This is a genomic window from Streptomyces sp. NBC_00576 (genome assembly GCF_036345175.1).
Classification (GTDB): Bacteria; Actinomycetota; Actinomycetes; order Streptomycetales; family Streptomycetaceae; genus Streptomyces.
The window spans coordinates 8233932-8255621 of the sequence record NZ_CP107780.1; the positions used below are offsets into that span (position 1 = coordinate 8233932).

The 21690-nt window shown below is 69.3% G+C and carries 15 protein-coding genes; 5 read left to right on the forward strand and 10 right to left on the reverse strand.

Annotated elements, in window-relative coordinates:
* The first annotated feature begins 218 nt into the window (after positions 1 to 218).
* The 4 genes from OG734_RS35795 (at position 219) to OG734_RS35810 (ending at position 9363) form a co-directional block, all read left to right on the forward strand.
* On the forward strand, positions 219 to 1601 hold the full coding sequence (locus tag OG734_RS35795; RefSeq protein ID WP_330291568.1) for an alpha-amylase: 1383 nt from the start codon (positions 219 to 221) through the stop codon (positions 1599 to 1601).
* A gap of 116 nt (positions 1602 to 1717) precedes the next feature.
* Entirely contained in the window at positions 1718 to 7225 is a 5508-nt protein-coding gene (gene pulA / locus OG734_RS35800) for a pullulanase-type alpha-1,6-glucosidase (RefSeq protein ID WP_330291569.1), read from the forward strand.
* A 70-nt stretch (positions 7226 to 7295) separates the two neighbouring features.
* Entirely contained in the window at positions 7296 to 8930 is a 1635-nt protein-coding gene (locus OG734_RS35805) for a fused response regulator/phosphatase (protein ID WP_330293913.1), read from the forward strand.
* Between the two features lie 76 nt (positions 8931 to 9006).
* The gene (locus tag OG734_RS35810) at positions 9007 to 9363 is read left to right on the forward strand and encodes a 5-carboxymethyl-2-hydroxymuconate Delta-isomerase (protein WP_330291570.1); all 357 of its coding nucleotides are present in this window, start codon (positions 9007 to 9009) and stop codon (positions 9361 to 9363) included.
* Between the two features lie 31 nt (positions 9364 to 9394).
* Here the strand turns inward: OG734_RS35810 and OG734_RS35815 are convergent, their stop codons facing one another.
* From OG734_RS35815 to OG734_RS35835, 5 genes are all read right to left on the reverse strand, one after another.
* A complete protein-coding gene (locus tag OG734_RS35815) occupies positions 9395 to 10114 on the reverse strand; it encodes a TetR/AcrR family transcriptional regulator (protein ID WP_330291571.1) in 720 nt (239 codons plus the stop codon).
* 56 nt (positions 10115 to 10170) lie between these two features.
* Positions 10171 to 11244: a PDR/VanB family oxidoreductase gene (locus OG734_RS35820; protein ID WP_330291572.1), complete on the reverse strand. Its 1074-nt coding sequence runs from the start codon at positions 11242 to 11244 to the stop codon at positions 10171 to 10173.
* Positions 11244 to 12122 carry a metal-dependent hydrolase gene (locus OG734_RS35825; RefSeq protein WP_330291573.1) on the reverse strand — a complete coding sequence of 293 codons (879 nt, stop codon included), beginning with the start codon at positions 12120 to 12122 and terminating at the stop codon, positions 11244 to 11246. Before OG734_RS35825 ends, OG734_RS35820 begins: the two co-directional genes overlap by 1 nt.
* Positions 12123 to 12277: 155 nt before the next feature.
* Positions 12278 to 14206: a hypothetical protein gene (locus OG734_RS35830; RefSeq protein WP_330291574.1), complete on the reverse strand. Its 1929-nt coding sequence runs from the start codon at positions 14204 to 14206 to the stop codon at positions 12278 to 12280.
* Between the two features lie 63 nt (positions 14207 to 14269).
* Entirely contained in the window at positions 14270 to 14779 is a 510-nt protein-coding gene (locus OG734_RS35835) for a tetratricopeptide repeat protein (RefSeq protein WP_330291575.1), read from the reverse strand.
* Between the two features lie 140 nt (positions 14780 to 14919).
* Between OG734_RS35835 and OG734_RS35840 the strand changes: the two genes are divergently transcribed.
* Entirely contained in the window at positions 14920 to 15381 is a 462-nt protein-coding gene (locus OG734_RS35840; RefSeq protein ID WP_330291576.1) for a hypothetical protein, read from the forward strand.
* A gap of 117 nt (positions 15382 to 15498) precedes the next feature.
* On the opposite strand, the gene OG734_RS35845 is transcribed toward OG734_RS35840, so the two are convergent.
* From OG734_RS35845 to glnII, 5 genes are all read right to left on the reverse strand, one after another.
* Complete coding sequence (locus tag OG734_RS35845; RefSeq protein WP_330291577.1) at positions 15499 to 17127, reverse strand: DUF1996 domain-containing protein; 1629 nt, start codon at positions 17125 to 17127, stop codon at positions 15499 to 15501.
* Between the two features lie 240 nt (positions 17128 to 17367).
* Positions 17368 to 18021, reverse strand: coding sequence for a response regulator transcription factor (locus OG734_RS35850; RefSeq protein WP_330291578.1), 654 nt, complete (start codon positions 18019 to 18021; stop codon positions 17368 to 17370).
* On the reverse strand, positions 18006 to 19274 hold the full coding sequence (locus OG734_RS35855; RefSeq protein WP_330291579.1) for a sensor histidine kinase: 1269 nt from the start codon (positions 19272 to 19274) through the stop codon (positions 18006 to 18008). The genes OG734_RS35850 and OG734_RS35855 overlap by 16 nt, the downstream gene beginning before the upstream one ends.
* A gap of 100 nt (positions 19275 to 19374) precedes the next feature.
* On the reverse strand, positions 19375 to 19992 hold the full coding sequence (locus tag OG734_RS35860; RefSeq protein WP_330291580.1) for a winged helix-turn-helix domain-containing protein: 618 nt from the start codon (positions 19990 to 19992) through the stop codon (positions 19375 to 19377).
* A 329-nt stretch (positions 19993 to 20321) separates the two neighbouring features.
* The gene (glnII, locus tag OG734_RS35865) at positions 20322 to 21350 is read right to left on the reverse strand and encodes a glutamine synthetase (protein WP_330291581.1); all 1029 of its coding nucleotides are present in this window, start codon (positions 21348 to 21350) and stop codon (positions 20322 to 20324) included.
* Between the last annotated feature and the right edge of the window lie 340 nt (positions 21351 to 21690).

The following is a 21690-nucleotide window of genomic DNA, read 5'->3' on the forward strand; positions in this document are numbered from 1 at the left end:
GCCGGACCGATGAGTCACGAGGCGGCCCAGAACGATGCCCGCCGCGCCGGGAAGCCCCCTGCGGCGACACTGCGCCATCCGTTGAAGGGGATGTGTCCCAAGGGTTGACCGTCCGACAAGTGGGCTCGTACCTTGCGATCGGTTGAAAGATTTCAGCCATCTTGCAGCAAGAACCAGCAAGGGATCTTGCCAGGACCTTCAACGGAGAAGGACCCCACATGGCCAGTAGAACCCTCTCCGGCGCGCTCGCCCTCGTGGCCGGCGCGTCGGTCGCGCTCGCAGTCCCGGCGGGCGCCGCCCACGCCTCCCCGCCCGGCACGAAGGACGTCACCGCCGTCCTGTTCGAGTGGAACTTCGCCTCGGTGGCGAAGGAGTGCACCAACACCCTCGGCCCCGCCGGCTACGGCTTCGTGCAGGTCTCCCCGCCCGCCGAGCACATACAGGGCTCGCAGTGGTGGACCTCGTACCAGCCCGTGAGCTACAAAATCGCCGGCCGCCTCGGTGACGCCACCGCCTTCAAGAGCATGATCGACACGTGTCACGCGGCCGGTGTGAAGGTCGTCGCCGACACCGTCATCAACCACATGTCGGCGGGCAGCGGTACCGGCACCGGCGGCTCGTCGTACACGAAGTACAACTACCCCGGCCTGTACTCCTCCTACGACTTCGACGACTGCACGGCCACCATCAGCGACTACACCAACCGCGCCAACGTCCAGAACTGCGAGCTCGTGCAGCTCGCCGACCTGGACACCGGCGAGGAGTACGTCCGCGCCACCATCGCCGGGTACATGAACTCCCTGCTCGGCTACGGCGTCGACGGCTTCCGTATCGACGCGGCCAAGCACATCCCGGCGACCGACCTGGCCAACATCAAGTCCCGCCTCAGCAACACGTCGGTGTACTGGAAGCAGGAGGCCATCTACGGCAGCGGCGAGGCCGTCCAGCCCACCGAGTACACGGGCAACGGTGATGTCCAGGAGTTCCGTTACGCGTATGACCTGAAGCGGGTCTTCAACAACGAGAACCTCGCCTACCTGAAGAACTACGGCGAGGGCTGGGGCTACATGAGCAGCTCGGTCGCCGGTGTCTTCGTCGACAACCACGACACCGAGCGCAATGGCAGCACGCTCAGCTACAAGGACAACGCCAACTACACGCTCGCCAACGTCTTCATGCTGGCGTATCCGTACGGCGCCCCGGACATCAACTCCGGCTACGAGTTCTCCGACACGGACGCCGGGCCGCCCAACGGCGGTACGGTCAACGCCTGTTGGCAGGACGGCTGGAAGTGCCAGCACGCCTGGCCGGAGATCCTGCGCATGGTCGCCTTCCGCAACGCCGTGCGCGGAGAGTCCCTCGGCAACTGGTGGGACAACGGAGGCGACGCCATCGCCTTCGGACGGGGCACCAAGGGCTTCGTCGCCATCAACCACGAGTCGAGCAGCCTGAGTCGCACGTACCAGACCTCGCTGCCCGCCGGCACGTACTGCAACGTCCAGAGCAACACGACGGTCACCGTGAACAGTTCGGGTCAGTTCACCGCGAGCCTCGGCTCCAACACCGCCCTCGCGATCTACGCGGGCAAGTCCACCTGCTAGAAGTTCCGCTGAAAATTCTTTCCGTTACTTTCATGACCCTTGCTGTAAACCTTTCGGCGGCGGTACGGTCGCGCGGGGTCGGACCCGAAAGAGCCGTGATCGCAAGGAGTCCATCCGTGATACCGAGATGGCCGTCGCCGACAAGGCGCCGTACAGCCCGCACAGCCCGCGTTGCCCGTACCACCCGTACCGCCCACGCCGGCCGACGAGTCGCCGCGATCACCGTGACCGCGCTGACCGCGGCCCTCGTCCAGCCCCTGGCCGCCGGAGCCGCAGGGGCCGCCGCCCCACCCCCGCCCCCCTCCGACGCGAAGCTGGCGAAGACCGCCGCTCGCAACGACCTCACCCGCGAGCAGTTCTACTTCGTCCTCCCGGATCGTTTCGCCAACGGCAGCACCGCCAACGACCGTGGCGGACTCACCGGTTCCCGCCTCGCCACCGGCTACGACCCCACCGACAAGGGCTTCTACCAGGGCGGCGACCTCAAGGGCCTCACCAGCAAGCTCGACTACATCAAGGGCCTCGGCACGACCGCCATCTGGATGGCTCCGATCTTCAAGAACGCGCCCGTGCAGGGGACCGGGACGGACGCCTCCGCCGGGTACCACGGCTACTGGATCACCGACTTCACCCAGGTCGACCCGCACTTCGGCACCAACCAGGACCTCGAAACCCTCATCTCCAAGGCGCACGCCAAGGGCCTCAAGGTCTTCTTCGACGTCATCACCAACCACACCGCCGATGTCGTCGACTACGAGCAGAAGTCCTACGACTACCTCTCCAAGGGCGCCTTCCCGTACCTCACCAAGGACGGCGAGCCCTTCGACGACGCGGACTACGCGGACGGGGCCAAGGCCTTCCCGGCCGTCGACGCCGACTCCTTCCCGCGCACACCCGTCGTCCCCGCCGCCAAGAAGAACACCAAGGTCCCCACCTGGCTCAACGACCCGACGATGTATCACAACCGGGGCGACTCCACCTGGGCCGGCGAGTCCGCCACGTACGGCGACTTCGTCGGACTCGACGACCTGTGGACCGAGCGTCCCGAGGTCGTCAGCGGGATGGAGAAGATCTACGAGCGCTGGGTACGGGACTTCGACATTGACGGCTTCCGGATCGACACCGTGAAACACGTCAACATGGAGTTCTGGACCCAGTGGGCCACCGCGCTGGACGCGTACGCGGCGAAGAAGGGCCGCGACGACTTCTTCATGTTCGGTGAGGTGTACTCCGCCGACACGTCCGTGACCTCCCCGTACGTCACCCAGGGGCGCCTGGACTCGACGCTCGACTTCCCCTTCCAGGACGCGGCCCGCTCGTACGCCTCCCAGGGCGGCAGCGCGCAGAAGCTCGCCTCGGTCTTCGGCGACGACTACAAGTACACGACCGACAAGGCCAACGCCTACGAGCAGGTCACCTTCCTCGGCAACCACGACATGGGCCGCATCGGGTCCTTCCTGCAACAGGACAACCCTCAGGCCACCGACATCGAGCTGCTCGCCAAGGACAGGCTCGCCAACGAGCTGATGTTCCTCAGTCGCGGCAACCCGGTCGTCTACTACGGCGACGAGCAGGGCTTCACCGGCCCGGGCGGCGACAAGGACGCCCGCCAGACCATGTTCGCCTCGAAGGTCACGGACTACCTGGACGACGACGAACTCGGCACGGACCGTACGCACGCGAGGGACGCGTACGACACGAGAGCACCGCTCTACCAGCAGATCAGTGCTCTCGCCAAGCTCCGCAAAGCCAACCCCGCCCTCACCGACGGCATCCAGACCGAGCGCTACGCGACCGACGGCACCGGCGTCTACGCCTTCTCCCGCACCGACGCCAGGACCGGCGCCGAGTACGTCGTGGCCTTCAACAACGCGTCCGGGGCCAGGACGGCGACCTTCGCCACCGGCTCGGCGACCATGGCCTTCCAGGGGATCTACGGCACCCACGCCAAGGTGAAGAGCGGCACCGACAAGAAGATCGCCGTCACCGTCCCGCCCAGCACCGCGATCGTCCTCAAGGCCACCGGCAAGCTCCCGGCGCCCACCACCAAGCCCTCCCTCACCCTCACCGCCCCGCCCACCGGCGCCACCGGCACCGTGAACATCACCGCCGATGTCGACGGCGGCCAGCTCAACCGCGTCGCCTTCGCCGCCCAGACCGGCAACGGCAAGTGGCAGACCCTCGGCTCCGCCGACCACGCGCCCTACCGGGTCACCCAGACCATCGCCAAGGATGTTGCCCCCGGAACACCCCTGCGCTACAAGGCGGTTGTGATCGACCGCGCCGGACGCACGGCAAGCGCCATGGCGGCCTCCACCACGGGCACACCGCCCGCCCCCGAGGTCCCCACGGCCTCCTCGCGCGACTACGCGGTCGTCCACTACAAGCGCGCGGACGGCGACTACACCGACTGGCGCCTGTATGCCTGGGGCGACCTCGCCGACGGCGAGGGCACGACCTGGCCGGCAGGCCACGACTTCGTCGGACGGGACGCGTACGGCGCCTTCGCCTACGTCAAGCTCAAGCCCGGTGCGTCCAGCGTCAGTTACCTCGTCATCGACAAGGACGGCAACAAGGACGTCTCCGCCGACCGCTCGATCGACGTCACGAAGACCGGCGAGATCTGGGCCGAGCAGGGCAAGGAAGCCGTGCTGACCCAGAAGCCCGGCGCCGACTACCCCGACCAGGACACGACCAAGGCGGTCCTCCACTACCACCGCGCCGACGGGAACTACGACGGCTGGGGCCTGCACGTCTGGTCCGGCGCCGCGAACCCCACGGACTGGTCGAAGCCTCTGGAGCCGGTGCGGACCGACGCCTACGGCGCCGTCTACGAAGTGCCGCTCAACGCCGGTGCCACCAGCCTCAGTTACATCCTCCACAAGGGCGACGAGAAGGACCTCGCCACCGACCAGGCCCTCGACCTCAAGACCAACGGCCACGAGGTGTGGCTACTGAACGGCCAGGAGAAGTACCTGCTCCCGCAGCCCGCGGGCAGCTCGGCCGTCCTCGACCTGACCACCTCCAAGGCGGTCTGGATCGACCGGAACACCGTCGCCTGGAACGGTAACGACACCGCCGCCTCCACCCAGCTGCTCTACTCCCGCACCGGCTCGATCACGGCGAAGGACGGCGCGCTGACCAGCACCGACGAGCGCTGGCTCCGCCTCACCAGGTCTGCCCTCACCGACGCCCAGAAGGCCAAGTTCCCGCACCTCGCCGCGTACACCGCCTGGACGGTCGACCCGCGCGACCGTGACCAGGTCCGCGAGGCCCTGCGCGGCCAGGTCGTCGCCTCCCAGCGGGCCGCGAACGGCGCGGTGCTCGCCGCTACGGGCGTCCAGATCGCCGGCGTACTGGACGATCTCTACGTCGACGCGTCGAAGGCCGACCTCGGGCCGACGTTCAGCAAGGGCCGTCCGACGCTCTCCGTCTGGGCGCCGACGGCGCAGTCGGTGAAGCTCGACCTCGACGGCTCCACGGTCGCCATGAAGCGGAACGACACCACCGGCGTCTGGTCCGTCACCGGCAGCAAGTCCTGGAAGAACAAGCCCTATCGGTACGTCGTGAAGGTGTGGGCCCCGAGCGCCGCCAAGGTCGTCACCAACCAGGTCACCGACCCCTACTCCGTCGCCCTGACCGCCGACTCCGAGCGCAGCCTCGTCGTCGACCTGGACGACAACTCGCTGGCGCCGGGCGGCTGGACGTCGTACACCAAGCCCAGGGCCGTACCTCTCAACGACGCCCAGATCCAGGAGCTGCACGTCCGGGACTTCTCGGTCGCCGACAACACGGTGCCCGCGAAGGACAAGGGCACCTACCTCGCCTTCACCGACAAGGACAGCGACGGCTCGAAGCACCTCCGCGCACTGGCGAAGGCCGGCACCTCGTACGTCCACCTCCTGCCCGTCTTCGACATCGCGACCATCCCCGAGAAGAGGGCGGACCAGGCGACCGTCGACTGCGACCTGTCCTCCTACGCCGCCGACTCCGACCAGCAGCAGGCGTGCGTCGCGAAGATCGCCGCGAAGGACGCGTACAACTGGGGCTACGACCCGTACCACTACACCGTCCCGGAAGGCTCGTACGCGAGTGACCCGGACGGGACGCGGCGCACGGTCGAGTTCCGGCAAATGGTGAAGTCGCTCAACAGCGACGGCCTGCGGGTCGTGATGGACGTGGTCTACAACCACACCCCCGCCAGCGGACAGGCGAAGACGAGCGTCCTCGACAAGGTGGTCCCCGGCTACTACCAGCGACTCCTCGCCGACGGCTCGGTCGCCAACTCCACCTGCTGCGCCAACACCGCGCCCGAGAACACCATGATGGGCAAGCTCGTCGTCGACTCGATCGTCACCTGGGCCAAGGAGTACAAGGTCGACGGCTTCCGCTTCGACCTCATGGGCCACCACCCGAAGGCCAACATCCTGGCGGTCAGGAAGGCTCTCGACGCCCTCACCCTCAAGAAGGACGGCGTCGACGGCAAGAAGATCATCCTGTACGGGGAGGGCTGGAACTTCGGCGAGGTCGCCGACGACGCCCGCTTCGTGCAGGCCACCCAGAAGAACATGGCGGGGACGGGCATCGCGACCTTCTCCGACCGCGCCCGTGACGCCGTACGCGGCGGTGGCCCCTTCGACGAGGACCCGGGCGTCCAGGGCTTCGCGTCCGGGCTGTACACCGACCCCAACTCGTCGACGGGCAACGGCACTTCGGCCGAGCAGAAGGCGCGCCTCCTGCACTACCAGGACCTGATCAAGGTGGGCCTGACCGGCAACCTCGCCGCCTACCGCTTCACCGACACCGACGGCAAGGACGTCACCGGCGCCCAGGTCGACTACAACGGCCAACCCGCCGGCTACGCGGACGCACCCGGCGACGCCCTCGCCTACGCCGACGCCCACGACAACGAGTCCCTGTTCGACGCGCTCGCCTTCAAGCTGCCCGCCACCACCTCCCCGGCCGGCCGGGCCCGCATGCAGGTCCTCGCCATGGCCACGGCCGCCCTCTCACAGGGACCGGCCCTCTCCCAGGCCGGCAGCGACCTGCTGCGCTCCAAGTCCCTCGACCGCAACTCCTACGACAGCGGCGACTGGTTCAACGCCATCCACTGGAACTGCGCGGACGGCAACGGCAACGGCAACAGAGATGGTGATGGTGATGGCAATGGCTTTGGGCGCGGGCTGCCCATGGCGACCGACAACGCCTCCAAGTGGCCTTACGCCAAGCCCCTGTTGAGCGACAGGAACGTCAAGGTCGGCTGCGCGCAGATCGAGGGCGCGTCCGCCGCGTACCGAGATCTGCTGAGAATCCGTACGACGGAGAGCGCCTTCTCCCTCGACACGGCCGGACAGGTGCAGTCGAAGCTCTCCTTCCCGCTGTCCGGCAAGGACGAGACACCCGGCGTGATCACCATGGAACTCGGCGATCTCGTCATCGTGTTCAACGCGACCCCCAGGAGGACTGAGCAGCGGGTCGGCTCGCTCGCCGGGAACTCGTACGCGCTGCACCCCGTCCTGCGGGCGGGAGCGGACTCTGTCGTCAAGTCAGCCACGTACGAACGGGCATCGGGAACGTTCGCCGTTCCAGGGAGAACCGTCGCCGTATTCTCCCGTACGTCCTGACAAGGGCTTATCTTGGTGGGGCAGACCCCGAATCCCGGTCTGCCCCACCGGTGTGTCCAAGGGCGGGCAGATGGACGGCAACGGCAAGTCGACCGACACCACCGTGCTCGTCGTGGACGACACCGCGGCCAGCAGGTACGCGATGAGTGCCCTGCTCCGCCGCGCCGGTTACCAGGTCGTCCCGGTCGCCAGTGGCCACGAGGCGCTCACCGAGCTCGACGTACGGCTGCGCAAGGGCATCCTGCCCGACGTGGCCCTCATCGACGTGAACCTGCCCGACATGAGCGGGGTCGAGCTGTGCCGCCGGCTCAAGGACCGGCCGCACATGGCCGGCCTGCCCGTCGTGCACTTCTCGGCCTCCGCCGTGTCCCCGGGTGCCCGCTGCGACGGGCTCGACGCCGGCGGGGAGGCCTATCTCACGGTGCCCGCCGAGCCCGAGGAGATCGACGCGGTACTGCGGGCCGCGGTGCGGGCGTCCCGGCTGCGGGCCGACGACCAGGCACTGGCACGGCGGCTGACCCGGCTGTCGGAGACGATCTTCACCATCCAGGCGGCGCGCTCCCTGCAGGAACTCGCCGACGCCGCCGCCGAGGGCACCGCGCGGCTCACCGGCTCGCCGGCCGCCGTGTTCTTCCTCGGCCCGGACGACGAGCTGTACCGCGCCACCTCCCGCGACCGCACCTCGCTCGCCATGCCGGACGAGAGCGCCCACCGCGTCGTGGCGGGCCTGCTCCGGCGCCTCACCCGCGGGCACAGCGGGGTGCAGATCACCACGGTGCCCGCACCGCTGTGGCCCACCGGGTTCTTCCGGCCGGGCGTGGAACACGACGCCCGCCTGGTGCTGATCCCCACCGAGGACGGCAGAGCCTCGGTGTGCCTGGCCACGCCCACCCGCGGGGTGCGCAGAGTGAGCCCCGAGAAGGAGTCCCTGGTGGCCCGGCTCGCCCAGGCCACCGTCCTCGCCGCCGAGCCGCTGCTCATGTACCAGGTCGAGCGCCATGTCGCCCTCACCCTCCAGCACAGCTTCCTGCCCCGCCCCGACCGGCTGCCCGAACTGCCCGGCATCGACGTCGTGGTCCGGTACGTGCCCGCGTCCCGGGACGCCGAGATCGGCGGCGACTTCTACGCCGCCCTGCGCACCGACGACGGCGTGCTCACCGCGGTCGGCGACGTCGTAGGGCACTCGCTGGACGCGGCCACCGTGATGGTCGAGATCCGGCACGCGCTGCGCGCCTACTGCGTCGAGGAGAACGACCCTGCCGTCCTCGCCGAGCGCCTCGACCGGATGCTCCAGCGCTACCACCCCGAGGTCACGGCCACCGTCTGCCTGGTCCACGTGGACCCGAGCACCGGGCGCGCCCTCATCGCCAACGCGGGCCACATCCCGCCGCTGATCATCCGGGACACCAACAGCGCCGACTACGCCAAGGCCGAGGGCCCGCTGCTCGGCGTGGGCCTCACCCATCCGCCGCCCACCGAACTGTTCCTCGAACCCACCGACCGGCTCCTCATGATCACCGACGGTCTGATCGAGACCAGGGGCACCGACCTCGCGGACTCCCTGGAACACCTCCGCGCGGCCGCCTCCGGTGCGCTGCCCGGCCTGGACGCCCTGTGCGACACGCTGCTGGTCTGCTTCGGGCACGACAGGGAGGACGACATCGCGATGCTGGCGCTGCGGCTGGCTGATCAGGGCTCCGGTTAGGGTGTGGTGGCCGTGCCCTCGCACAGGTCGTACAGGTCGTAGAAGTCGTAGCAGTCCTAGAACAGGGGTTTGACCCATGCCGCAGATCACCGTCGACTACTCGGGTTCGCTGGCCGAGGCCTTCGACCGGCGCGCGTTCGCGCTCGCGCTGCACGAGGAGGTCGTCGCCACGGCGAAGGCGAAGCCCGAGGCGTGCAAGACGCAGTTCCGCCGCACCGAGGACGCCACGGTCGGCGCGGACAGCGACGGCCATGCGATCGTGCACGTCTGGATCGGCATGCTCACCGGGCGCACGGTGGAGACGAAGGCCCAACTGACGGAAGCCGTACTGGAGTTGGTGCGCGCCCAGGTGAAGCCTGTCGAGGGACTCGCCCTGCACGCCTCGGTCGAGGTCCGCGAACTCGACGACTCCTACCGCAAGTTCGACAACTGACCCGTAGTGGGAGTTGCGGGGGCTACGGGGGTCACGAGGCGAGCGAGATGAGCCGTGCGACCAGATCACTGAACGGGCCGTCGGCGGGCTCCTGTTTGAGCATCCGGCGCAGGAGCGCGGCCATCTCCTCGTCGTAGGCGGCGCTCACGGCGGCCAGCGCCGCGAAGTCATGCACGAGCTGCGCCTCCAGCTCGGCGCGCGGCACACGCCGCCCGTCCAGCCAGATCAGCGCCGTCGACTCGACGAGCGATATCCACGTCCGGATGACCAACTCCAGCCGGGCGGGCGCCTCTTCGACGTCCAGGTCCAGATGCGACAGGATCTGGACGTACGCGGCCTGTCGTACGGCGTCGATGAGCGCGTTCGTCGCCGAGGCGCTGCTCGACCGCACCTCGTCCGCGGACACTGCCGGCCCACCGCGCATCAACGCCGCGAAACCGGGCCCGTGTTCGTCGACGAAGTCGAAGAACCGGCGCATCACGCGCAGCAGCCGCGCCCCCAGCGGACCCTCTTGCGGTTCCACGAACCGGCCCGCCAGATCGTCCGACGCACGCTTCAACGCGGCCTCGTACAGGCTGAGTTTGCCGGGGAAGTAGTGGTAGACCAGTGGGCGCGAGATGCCCGCGGCCGACGCGATCTCATCGATGGAGACCTCGTCGGGCGAGCGGCGGCTGAACAGTTCGAGGGCGACGCCGATCAACTGCTGCCGGCGTTCCTCGACTCCCATTCTGCGGCGAACCCCGGTTGTCATGCGAACACCTTACCGATCGGATACGGCCCGCAACGGACGGGTCCGACCGAGGGTGTTCACAAATCCAGCACAAGTGGACCGCGTCGTGCCCGTGACACACAGATCAGCATCGAGTACGCCCGCTCGGCATCGGTCAGCAGCTCGTCACGATGGTCGACTTCCCCTGCGAGCACGCGCTGTTGGCAGGTCCCGCAGAACCCCTGCTGGCACGAGTACGCGGTGTCCGGCAGCTCCGCCCGTACGGCGGCCAGCACCGTCGAGTCGGCCGCTACCGTCAACGTCCGCCCGCTGCGCCGGAGTTCGACCTCGAAGGACCGGTCGCCCCCGGTCGCCGTACGCGGGGTGAAGCGCTCCGTACGCAGAACGGCACCCTCGGGAGTCCGGGCCTCCACCGCGGCCATCAGCGCCTCGGGGCCGCAGCAGTGGACGGCGGTGCCCTCGGGCAGTTCCGCCGCCACACCCGCGAACAGCGCGTCGAGGTCGGGCAGCCCGTCCTCGTCCTCCGCGACGACGGTGACGCGATCGGTGCCGGCGCCCAGTTTCTCGATCTCCGGGAGGTAGGGCATCGAGGCCCGACTGCGGCCCCCGTACAACAGCCGCCATTCCAGGCCGGGTTGAGCGTCCACTGCGCGGAGCATCGGCAGGATCGGGGTGATGCCGATACCGCCGGCCACGAAGACGTACGCCGGTGCCGGAGTGAGCGGGAAGCGGTTGCGCGGGCCGCGCACCTCGACGGTCATGCCCGCGCGCAGCTCCTCGTGCACCTCGCGCGAGCCCCCGCGCCCGTCCGGCACCAGCCGCGTGGCGACGGTGTAGGACGAGGTGTCCGCCGGGTCCCCGCACAGCGAGTACTGCCGCACGAGCCCCGACGGCAGCACCAGATCGAGATGCGCGCCCGGCGCCCAGCCCGGCAACTCCCGGCCCTCCAGGCGCAGTTGTACGACCCCGTCGGCGACCGCCTCGTGTGCGGCGACCGTCAGCCGCAGGGCCCGTGAGCGCGGCCGGCCGGAGACCGGCTCCGCCAGCACGCCCAGCGGCCACAGCGGCGAGGCCTCGATCCGGCGGCGCATGGCCCGCCGGGCGAGCAGCGCGGCCCCGGCGGTGAGCGCGAGAGTCAGCGGCCGGGGCATCAGGCGGCGCCCCTGTCGGCGGCGACGGCGGCGGGGGAGGAGGCCAGATAGGCGACGGCCTGCTCGGTGGAACCCTCCTGGGAGGGGTGGTAGTCGCGGGCGAGATAGCGCGGCACCGATCTCGCCATGGCCCGGGTCGACGGCAGCAGGCCCCGCTTCCCGCGCACGTAGAAGCCCCGGAAGGTCGGCTTGCGAAGGTTCGGGGCCGGGTCGTTCGCCATGAAGAACCGCACCCCGCGCTGCCACAGGAACAACATCGCCAGCAGCCCGGTCAGCCACGTCCGCACGCGCCGCCGATAACTCCCGTCGACGTGAGTGAACAGGTCGAAGGCGACCGACCGGTGCTCGACCTCCTCGGCGCCGTGCCAGCGCAGCAGGTCCAGCATCGTCGGATCGGCGCCGCGCCGGTCCAGCTCCGAGGCGTTGAGTATCCAGTCGCCGAGGAACGCCGTGTAGTGCTCGATGGCCGCGATGACGGCGACCCGTTCCATGAGCCACCACTTGCGTGCCCGGCGGCCCGGCAGGGGGAACCGGTCGCCGAGCAGCTTCTCGAAGAGCCAGTCGAGCTGGGCGGTGTACGGCGTCGGATCGAGCCCCAACTCCCGTAGATGGGGGAGGACTTCGTCGTGGGCCTGGGAGTGCATGGCCTCCTGCCCGATGAACCCGACGACGTCCGCACGAAGCCGCTCGTCCCGGATGTAGGGCAGCACCTGCTTGTACACGTGCACGAACCACCGCTCACCGGCGGGCAGCAGCATATGCAGCACGTTGATGGTGTGCGAGGTGAACGGATCCCCCGGCACCCAATGCAACGGGGTGCCCTCCCAGGAGAAGGACACCTTGCGCACCTTGAGCGGTATGTGTGGCGGGTTGGACATGGCGTCAATGTACTGATGGGTAGCGAACGAGGAAACCCTCGGGCGCAGACTTGTTGACGCGAGTGTCAGCTAGCCCCGCGCCCCGATAGGGGCGCGGGGCTGTGTCATATATGCGGCTCCGCCGCGGGGCGCGACAAGCCCCCACCGGCCCGCACCTAACGCAACCCCCCGATACCCCGCCCATCCTTGAGGGTCCCCTTCAACCCCGCCTGCGCCCCCTGCCGGGTCTTCGCCGCCAGCATGGCACCCCGCACAGACGCACTCACCCCACCCGTCGCCGTGACGGACGCCGTGTTCTCCGCACCTGCGGCCAGCAGATACCACTCACCAGCCCCCGACTTCCACAGCACACCGGCCAGCACGTTCGGGTCGCGGTAACCGCACGCCGGACTGTTCTCGGACTTCGCCGCGACCGCCCCGTACTGCCCACCCGGCGTATGGAACTGGGCCAGCACCCGCGCACCCCCACCCCGCCAGGTCTCCGCACGGGTGCACACCCAGTCGGCGGCGCCGCTCGCGTCGGGCAGCGGCTGCTCCGCGTACCGCCAGGCGTTCACGGAGCGCACGCCCTGGGAGTGCATCGTGGCGAGAGAGCAGACGAAGGGCGACCACGTCGCCAGCGCCGTCGGTGCCGAGGCCTCGCGGGGTGTGGCCGGGCGGCCCGTGGTGAGGTGGGCCGGCACGAGTTCGCCGAGGTCGCTCAGCAGTCGGGCGCCCCCGGCGTCCGTCACCTGGAGCGTGTTCCAGGACTGGCAGGCGCCCCGCTGGGCGACAGGGCTGGCCAGCGGCCCGCTCACCCCGTCGGTCAGCCCCAGGTCGATCGGCGTCGCGGCCGGCTTGCGCAGGTCCCGCATCTCCGCCTTGCGCACCCAAGGAGCCGTCAGATAGCGGACGTTGCCGTCGGCCCGGTCGAGGACCACCGCGTCGGCCTCGGCGCCGGTCGCGCCGTCGACGCGGGCGAAGTCGAGGGCGGCCCCGCTCGTGCCGTCCTTCGGTTCGGCGTACCGGGCGATGCGCAGACCGTCGTACAGGATCACCACGCGAGCCGCGTCGACAGTACCCGCGTACAGCAACTGGGGCGGGCCGGCCGGGCCGCCGGACGGGGTGCCCGGGGTCGCCGAGACCTGGACCGTCTCGCCGGGGCGGGCCCAGACGGCGAGGGCGCGGCGCAGCAGGGCGCTGTCGCCGACGAGGTCGCCGCGCGCGGGCCAGACGGAGAAGTCGGTGCGCGCGGAGGACTTCCAGGTGGCGGCCGGCACCAAGGTCAACCGGGCGGGGTCCAGGGCGGCTTGGGCGGCCGGGTTCTGCGCGTACGAGGGAGCGGCGGCGCCGTCCGGGGCCCAGCCGTCGCCGGGCAGACCGAGCAGCGTGCCGCACACCGCGACGGCCGCGGCGGCGACAAGGGCGGCCTTCAGGTGCTGCCTGCGCCGCATCAGGTCGGTCGGGCGGGCGTGGAGCGAACAGGGGTCGAACTCGGCGGAGTCGAGCAGCGCGTACTGCGCCGGCACCTCGTCCGCCTCGCGCAGCGCCTCGATCGGCCGGCCGACCCCGGCGGCCTCCAGGGCGGTGCGCACGTCGGAGTCCGGGAGCTTCTCCAGACCGCGCAGGACGTAAGCGGCCCGGGCGGGGCCGGACAGGGCCGACAGCCGCTGGTCCAGGGCGAGTTCGTCGGCGCCGCCCGAACGCGGGAAGAGCCGCAGACCCCACACCTGGGGGAGCAGCGGCGGCAGCTGCGACCGCTTCGGCAGCGTGCGGCCCCGCCACGGCTGTCCCGCCGCGAGTGCCGTACGCAGCACCTGGAGGCGGACCAGCGCGTAACCGGGGTCGCCCGCGCGGCCCTTCGACTGGGCCGGGAGCACCGCTGTGGCCGTGCGTCCCCTGGGCAGCGCGCGCTGGGTGAGGGCGTGCGCGGTCAGGACGCGCCGGTTGCGGCCGAGGCTCGGGGGCAGCACCAGATAGGCGAGCCGGACGAGCCGGGGATAGTGCTCGACGAGCGCGGCCTCGGCCTGCTCCACGTCGACGACGGGGCGGCCCTTGGCGCTGTTACCGGTGCTGGGGCTGAAGGCGACATCCTGTGACTGCACGTTCAGCAGAACGAGCGAATCGTCGGATGGTCACCTGGCCCTCGTCACCTGACCCTCCCGGAGTTACGCGTCCGGTTCGGTCAACAGCCGTGCGTAGTTCGCCATCGACCGCTGGTAGCGCGGCAGATGGGGAGCGAGGGCGCCGAGGACGAGCGAGAGGCCCTCGCGGTCGCGGCCGAGACTGGACAGGCACAGCGCCAGACATGCCCGTACGGCGTCGTCCAACTCGTCGGAGGGGGCGTCCAGTTCGGGGGTGAGCAGCTTGACGCCCTCCTCGGCCTGTCCGATGTTCCGCAGTGAACTCGACAGCTGGATCTTGGCGCGCCGGCCCTTGTATCCGCTGTGTTCGCCGAGCCCGAGCGCGAGCGCCTCCCGGTAGAGGGGCGCCGCACGGTCGGAGTGGCCCGTCGAGTCCCAGGCGCAGGCCTGCTCGAAGGGGGTCAGGGGACTGCCGGCGGGCAGTTCGGCGACGAGTGCGTCGATCACGGCGCGGAAGTCCGCTCCGTGGTCCTCGTCGTAGTCGTCGAAGGTGGCCCAGGCGGCATCCACACGCTCTTCCCAGTCTGCGTTCACTTGCCCACTCTCGCACACGCGTTCCCTGATTGAGTGGTCTGTGCCCGGCAGCCGTATCGAGAGCGAGGGCTCCGTGCCGGGGCCTCCCGCAGCATGGGCCGAGAGTAATGTCGGCGGCGAACGGACCGGAGGACGAACAGATGATGGTGACGCGACCGAAGCTCGTGGCTGCCGCGGTCACAGCCGTGGCGGCGCTGGCACTGACGGGCTGCTCAGGCGGCGACAGCGATCAGGCGGCCACGGCGATCGACGCCACGCCGGTCGCCGCGACCGGCAGCCTGGAACACATCGCGAGCGAGGCGGGCTGCACGCCGATCATGCAGATCGACGCGGACGAGCTCCGCCAGGCCGCCTGCAAGACCACCACCTACGGCAAGTTCCTTCTCCTGACCTACGCGACCGACCGCGGCCAGCGCGAGTGGATCAACGGGGCCAAGGACTACGGCGGGTTCTACCTCCTCGGCCGCAAGTGGACCGCGGTCGGCGACCAGAAGGTGATCGCAAAGCTGCAGAGCAAGCTCGGCGGGACCACCGAGGTGGGCGCCGACCACCACGCGGGCGGCGGTGGCGAGGCGAGCCACTCCGCCGGCCACGAAGGCTGAGCGGAAGCGGGAACAACAAAGACAGAGCAGAGCATGAGAAAGCCGGTGGCGGGAGAACCCGCCACCGGCTTTCTCAGGTGGCCCACCGTCGGTGGGCCACCGGTCGAGCTACTGGATCTACTGGCACTTCTTGCCGGTGTTGATGCAGTTGACCATCTTGTTCATCGTGTTCTGGGAGAAGAAGTTGATGAAGTCGTTGTGGTCGGTGATCGGCTTGTGCAGGTTCTCCGGGAAGGTGTCCACCGCGTACGGGTTCACCACCGTGCCGTTCTCGAGCTTCGGGGCCGGAACGTTGTAGACCAGACGGACCTGGAGCTGGGGGATCGCCTTGAAACCGTTGGCGCAGGTGCCGTCGGCCTGGACGAAGGACACGTGAGTGCGGTGGTTCGCACTGTCGATGTTCTGGCCGTCCCAGCAGCTCTGGAAGTCGGTCGTACGGACCACGGAGCTGCCCTGGGGGCAGATCGGGTACTGGTCCTTCAGCTGCACCTTGTTCTCGAAGCCGGTGCAGCTCCAGTTCACGTTGGCGTTCGCGTTGCCGTTGACGAAGGCCTTGGCGTCACCGGTGATGATGCGCAGGGCGGTCGGCATCGCGACGACGTTGCCCTTCTTGTTGCCGACGAACTTGATCTGCGCCTGGGAGGCCTGCAGGATCTTGCCGACGTTGCCTTCCTTGCCACCGCCGTCGTTGTTCTGGTCGAAGTCCTGCGAGCCGTCCTGCAGACGCAGCACCGGCCAGAAGTACGACGACTTGTCGCCCTGGTTCTGGCAGCTGGTCTGGGCCGCCGCCAGTTCCTGGTCGCTCGCGAAGGCATCGTTGCTCTGGTTGCCGACGTAGTCGTGCAGGTGGTGGGCACCGTTGCTGACACCGGGGGCGACGATCACGTTGTCCGTGTTGTGGTTGTCGTTGCCGTTGGTGCCGCACTTCGTGGTGAAGGAGCCACGCGAGCCGCTGTTGCCGTTGGCAGCGAGTCCGTTCGCACCCACACCCAGCTGGGCGTTGCCCTGAACCTGGGTGATGTCGACGAAGTCGGCAGCCACCGGGCCGTTGCCGCCCTGGCCGCCGCCACCGGCGTTGCCCTGGTCCTGACCCTGGTCCTGACCGCCACCCTGGTCCTGGCCCTGGTCCTGGCCGTTGTCCTGACCCTGGTCCTGACCACCGTTGTTCTGGTCCTGACCGCCGTTGTTCTGGTCCTGGCCACCGTTGTTCTGGTTGCCACCGTTGTTCTGGCCGTTGCCCTGGTTGCCCTGGCCCTCACCGGCGTTGGTCTGCGGCGCGGCCGCGACACCGGTGCACTGGGCGAACTGCCCCAGGTTGTCGGCACCGGAACCACCAGCGCGCTGGATGTTGATCCGGATCCGGTCGATCGCCGCGAACCGCTTGTCCTTCAGCGGACCGACGATCGCGTTCTGCACGAAGCTCGCGTCACCTGCCTGCGCCTGCCGAGTGGAGGCGAGACGCGCGTAGGCCTCGGTGATCTGGTTGTCGAGATTCGCCAGCTCCTTGTCCACGCCGGCGCGGGCGCCGTCGGGGACGTTCGAGAGCTTCTGACCGACATCCGGGCAGTCGATCGTGGCGATCTGCGCCGCAGCGGCCTTGGTCTGGTTCTGGGCGCCGTTCTCCTCGTGTGCGGAGGCGTAGAAATTCGCCCAGACAAGTCCACCACCACCGATCGCGAGGGCCGCGGATGCGGCCACGGCGCGAACGGCCAGTGGTGAGCGTCGTTTACGTGCATTGCGTCCCATGGAACTCCTCTGACTTCCTTGCGGGGCTATCGAGGCGCCCGACAGGAGTGAAGCGGCGTCATTCCATACGAGGGGGACCTCAGGAGTGTTCAGCCGCCTCAGAAATTGATGAGAGATTCGTAGGACAATTCGACCCCAACCTCACCGGGTATACTGGGAGTTGCCGATCTCTTACGGCAAGTGTTCGGCAGGCGAGCGGATATCGTCGAGTTTGTCGAGTTTGTCGACGGTGCTGTGCTTTCAACGCCCCTGGTCGAGATAGGTCAGTACCGCCAGGACGCGGCGGTTGTCATCGTCCGACACCTCAAGTCCGAGTTTGGCGAAGATGTTGGACGTGTGCTTGGCGATCGCCCGCTCCGTGACAACGAGATGCCCCGCGATCGCCGCGTTCGAACGTCCCTGAGCCATGAGTTCCAGCACCTCCAGTTCCCGGGGCGTCAGCCGCCCCAGCGGCCGGCCGTCCCCGGCACGCCCCGCCAGCAGCTGCTTGATCACCTGCGGGTCCATGGCGGTACCGCCCGCCGCGACCCGTCGTACGGCGTCCACGAACTGCTCCGCGTCGAACACCCGGTCCTTGAGCAGATAGCCGACCCCGCCGTCCCCGTCGGCCAGCAACTCCCGTGCGTACAGCCGCTCCACGTGCTGCGACAGCACCAGCACCGGCAGCCCCGGCCGCGCCCGACGGGCCCGCAGCGCGCACTGCAGCCCCTCGTCGGTGTGCGTCGGCGGCAGGCGTACGTCGACCACAGCGACGTCCGGTGCCAGCTCGGCGAGCGCCCGGTCCAGCTCGGGACCGCTCTCCACCGCCGCGGCGATCTCGAAGTCGTACGCCTCCAGCAGCCGGACCAGTCCGTCGCGCAGCAGGAACAGGTCTTCGGCTAGGACAACTCGCAAGGAATCTCCATGGTCACCATGGTGGGACCGCCAACCGGACTGCTGACGGCCAGGACGCCGTCGAATGTACCGAGCCGCCGCTCGACCCCGGCCAGCCCCGACCCGCCCCCGGCGCGCGCACCGCCCCGCCCGTTGTCGGTGACGGAGATTCGCAACGAGCCGTCCGCGTACCGCAGATCGACCCACACCCGCTCGGCGCCGGAGTGCTTGACGGCGTTGGTCAGCACCTCGCTCACCGCGAAGTACGCCGCCGACTCCACAGGCGCCTCCGCCCGACCGCCGTCCACGTCGACCACGACCTCGGTGTCGATGGGCAGCCGCAGCGCCAACGCCCGTACGGCATCGCCCAGTCCACGCTCCGCCAGCACCGGCGGATGGATGCCGTGCACCAGGTCCCGCAGCTCGGCGAGCGCGTCGGCGGAGGACTGCCGGGCCCGCGCGAGCAACTCCCGCGCCTTCTCCGGGTTCTTCTCGATGAGCGCCTCGACGGTCCCCAGATCCATCCCCATCGCGACCAGCCGCGCCTGCGCGCCGTCGTGCAAGTCACGCTCGATACGCCGTAGTTCGGCGGCAGAGGTGTCCACGGCATCCCGCCGCGTCTCGGTCAACACCCGCACCCGCTCGGCGAGTTCACCGCGCTCGGAATCCAACAGCACCCGCGTGAGCAGGAAGTGAAGGCGCAGGAGGGCGGGCGTCAGATAGTACGAGGCAACGAGGAGTACGGCCCCCAGGGCGCCGGCGGCGAGCGCGCTGCCCTGACCGCGGATCGGCACGAACCCGTACCACCAGCCGACGTACGTCCCGTCCGTGAACACCCGCCACAGCCCGAGAGCCAGCGCGAACCCCTCGAAGGGATACAGGAGCAGCGCGGCCGGCACCAGCGCGGTGACGAACCCGAGCACCGCGTCGAGCGGCAGCCACGCGAACTCCCGCCAGGTCGCCGGATCACGCAGCACCCCAAGGGCCCGCGCCCACCGCCCCGCGTCCGCCGGCGGCACCCGGTACCGGGGCGGAATCCGCACCCCGCCCCACCGCACGGCCATCAGCCGCCGCCAGTCGGCCCACGCCCGCACCCACTTGACGACCCGGGGCGTGGTGAGGAGACCGACCCCCAGGACGGGCACGAGCGCGAGCGAAACGAGGGAGAGCACGAGGAGCAGCAGCGACCCGGCGATCGAGGCGACGGCGAGCAGCAGCGACCGTGCCCCGGCGAGCGACACGGTACGAACTCGTGCGGTGAAGGCGTCGTCCATGCGGTCAGTCTCGCCGAGGGCGCCCCACCGGGTCACGGGGCCGAACACCCGTACCGGGTGGTGGTGCCAGACACACCCCCCCGGATAGCGGGGCGACGGGTCAACGCGCGGTCGGGGGCGTGTACTTGTACCCCACCCGCCGTACCGTCTGGATCGCCTGCCGGTGCTCCACGCCGAGCTTGCGGCGCAGCCGGGCGATGTGGACGTCGACGGTCCGGCCGTCACCCACGTGCCCGTAGCCCCACACCGTGGTGACCAACTGGTCGCGGGTGTGCACCCGGCCCGGGTGCGCGACGAGATGGGCGAGCAGCTCGAACTCCAGGTAGGTGAGATCCAGCGGACGCCCTTCGACCTCGGCGGTGCGCTGGGCGTTGTCGACGCGTACGAGGTGACGCCCACCGTCGGCCACCGGCTGCGTCGGCTCGGGCGCCGGCTCCGGAGCCGGGAGCGCGAACGGCAGTACGGGCGGCTGCTGATCGGCCGGTACGAGCACCAGGTAGCCGATCATCGGCGGCTGGCCCGGCAGCGTCGGCAGGGTGTGCGGGGGAGCCGGCAGCCAGGTGGCGCCCGGCGGGAGGAAGTCCGCGACGTCGACCACCTCGTCCCGGTCGACGGCGCGAAGTCGGTGCCGTGCGGAGGCGCCCGGGGACGCGGGGGCGGGACGGGGAGCCGTGGGGAGGGGAGAAAGGGGGGAGAGGGAACGAGTGGTGGTCGCCATGAGAGGTCAGCTCTTTCGCGCGAGGAGTTCGTCAGGGGACGTACGTCGTGCGCGTCGGCGGAAGACCGAGAGGTACGGCGACAGAAGGGCCGTACAGCTGGTGTTAGAGGGCCGACGCGTTCATCGCGCGACAACACACCCGGTCGAAGTCGTGGTGCTGGCGGGAAGGCCAGAAGGGCTCGAGGTCGTGGCGACCTGTCGCGATGCACTTCTGGAAGCTGGCCATGGGTCCATTGAAGCAGAGAAGGGGCGAAGCAGAGAAGGGGTGTCCACCGTGCGGTGGACACCCCTTCTCACCATCTGGGATCAGACGGAGATCAGACGAGCGATCAGACCTGGCCGGCCTTCTCCAGGGCCGAGCAGCAGGTGTCGACGATCAGCCGCGTCACGAGGTACGGGTCGACGTTGGCGTTCGGGCGGCGGTCCTCGATGTAACCCTTGCCGTCCTGCTCGACCTGCCACGGGATACGCACCGAGGCGCCACGGTTGGAGACGCCGTACGAGTACTCGTTCCACGGGGCGGTCTCGTGCAGACCGGTGAGACGGTCGTCGATGCCGGCGCCGTAGTGCTTGACGTGGTCGAGCGGCTTCGAGCCCTCACCGAGGGACTCGCAGGCGGTGATGATCGCGTCGTAGCCCTCGCGCATCGCCTTGGTGGAGAAGTTGGTGTGCGCACCGGCGCCGTTCCAGTCGCCCTTCACCGGCTTCGGGTCCAGGGTCGCGGAGATCCCGAAGTCCTCGGCGGTGCGGTAGAGCAGCCAGCGGGCGATCCACAGCTGGTCGGAGACCTCCAGCGGGGAGACGGGGCCGACCTGGAACTCCCACTGACCGGGCATGACCTCGGCGTTGATGCCGGAGATGGCGAGACCGGCCTTGAGGCAGTTCTCCAGGTGGGCCTCGACGATCTCGCGACCGAAGATCTCGTCGGCGCCGACACCGCAGTAGTAGCCGCCCTGGGGGGCCGGGAAGCCGCCCTCAGGGAAGCCGAGCGGACGGGCGCCGTCGAAGAAGGTGTACTCCTGCTCGATGCCGAAGATCGGCTCCTGAGCGGCGAACTTCGTGGCGACCTCGGTCAGCGCGGCACGCGTGTTGGACGAGTGCGGCGTCATGTCGATGTCGAGGACCTCGCACATGACGAGGATGTCGTCGCCGCCGCGGATCGGGTCCGGGTAGGAGGAGACCGGCTTGAGCACGCGGTCCGAGGAGTGCCCCTCGGCCTGGTTCGTGGAAGACCCGTCGAAGCCCCAGATCGGCAGCTCGGCGCCCTTGGCGTCGTCGGCCAGGATCTTGGTCTTGGAGCGGAGCTTGGCCGTCGGCTCGGTGCCGTCGATCCAGATGTACTCGGCCTTGAAGGTCACGGGGACACATCCTTCGGGGTGGGTCTCTATGCGCACTTGCGGGTGCTGCGGTGCTGCGGCACTGAGGCACCGCGCCATTGCCCGGAAGCCTGTCAACAGGCGATTTCCCGATCATTGCTCGAATGTGAACCCCGTGTTACCTGGTGTTCTTGTGGCGCGTCTCACGTGGGGAGGACGGGACGGAGCCGGGGAGGGGAAACGAGGGAAAATGCCTCGGAACTCGTATGCGAAGGGGTTGGGAGCGCGACGCAGTTGATGGGTACAAGGGGGACATGGGGGAAATGGACGGGTCCTGCCACCCCTGGCCGGGAGCGACAGGACCCTTGGTCCGAGCAGGTGT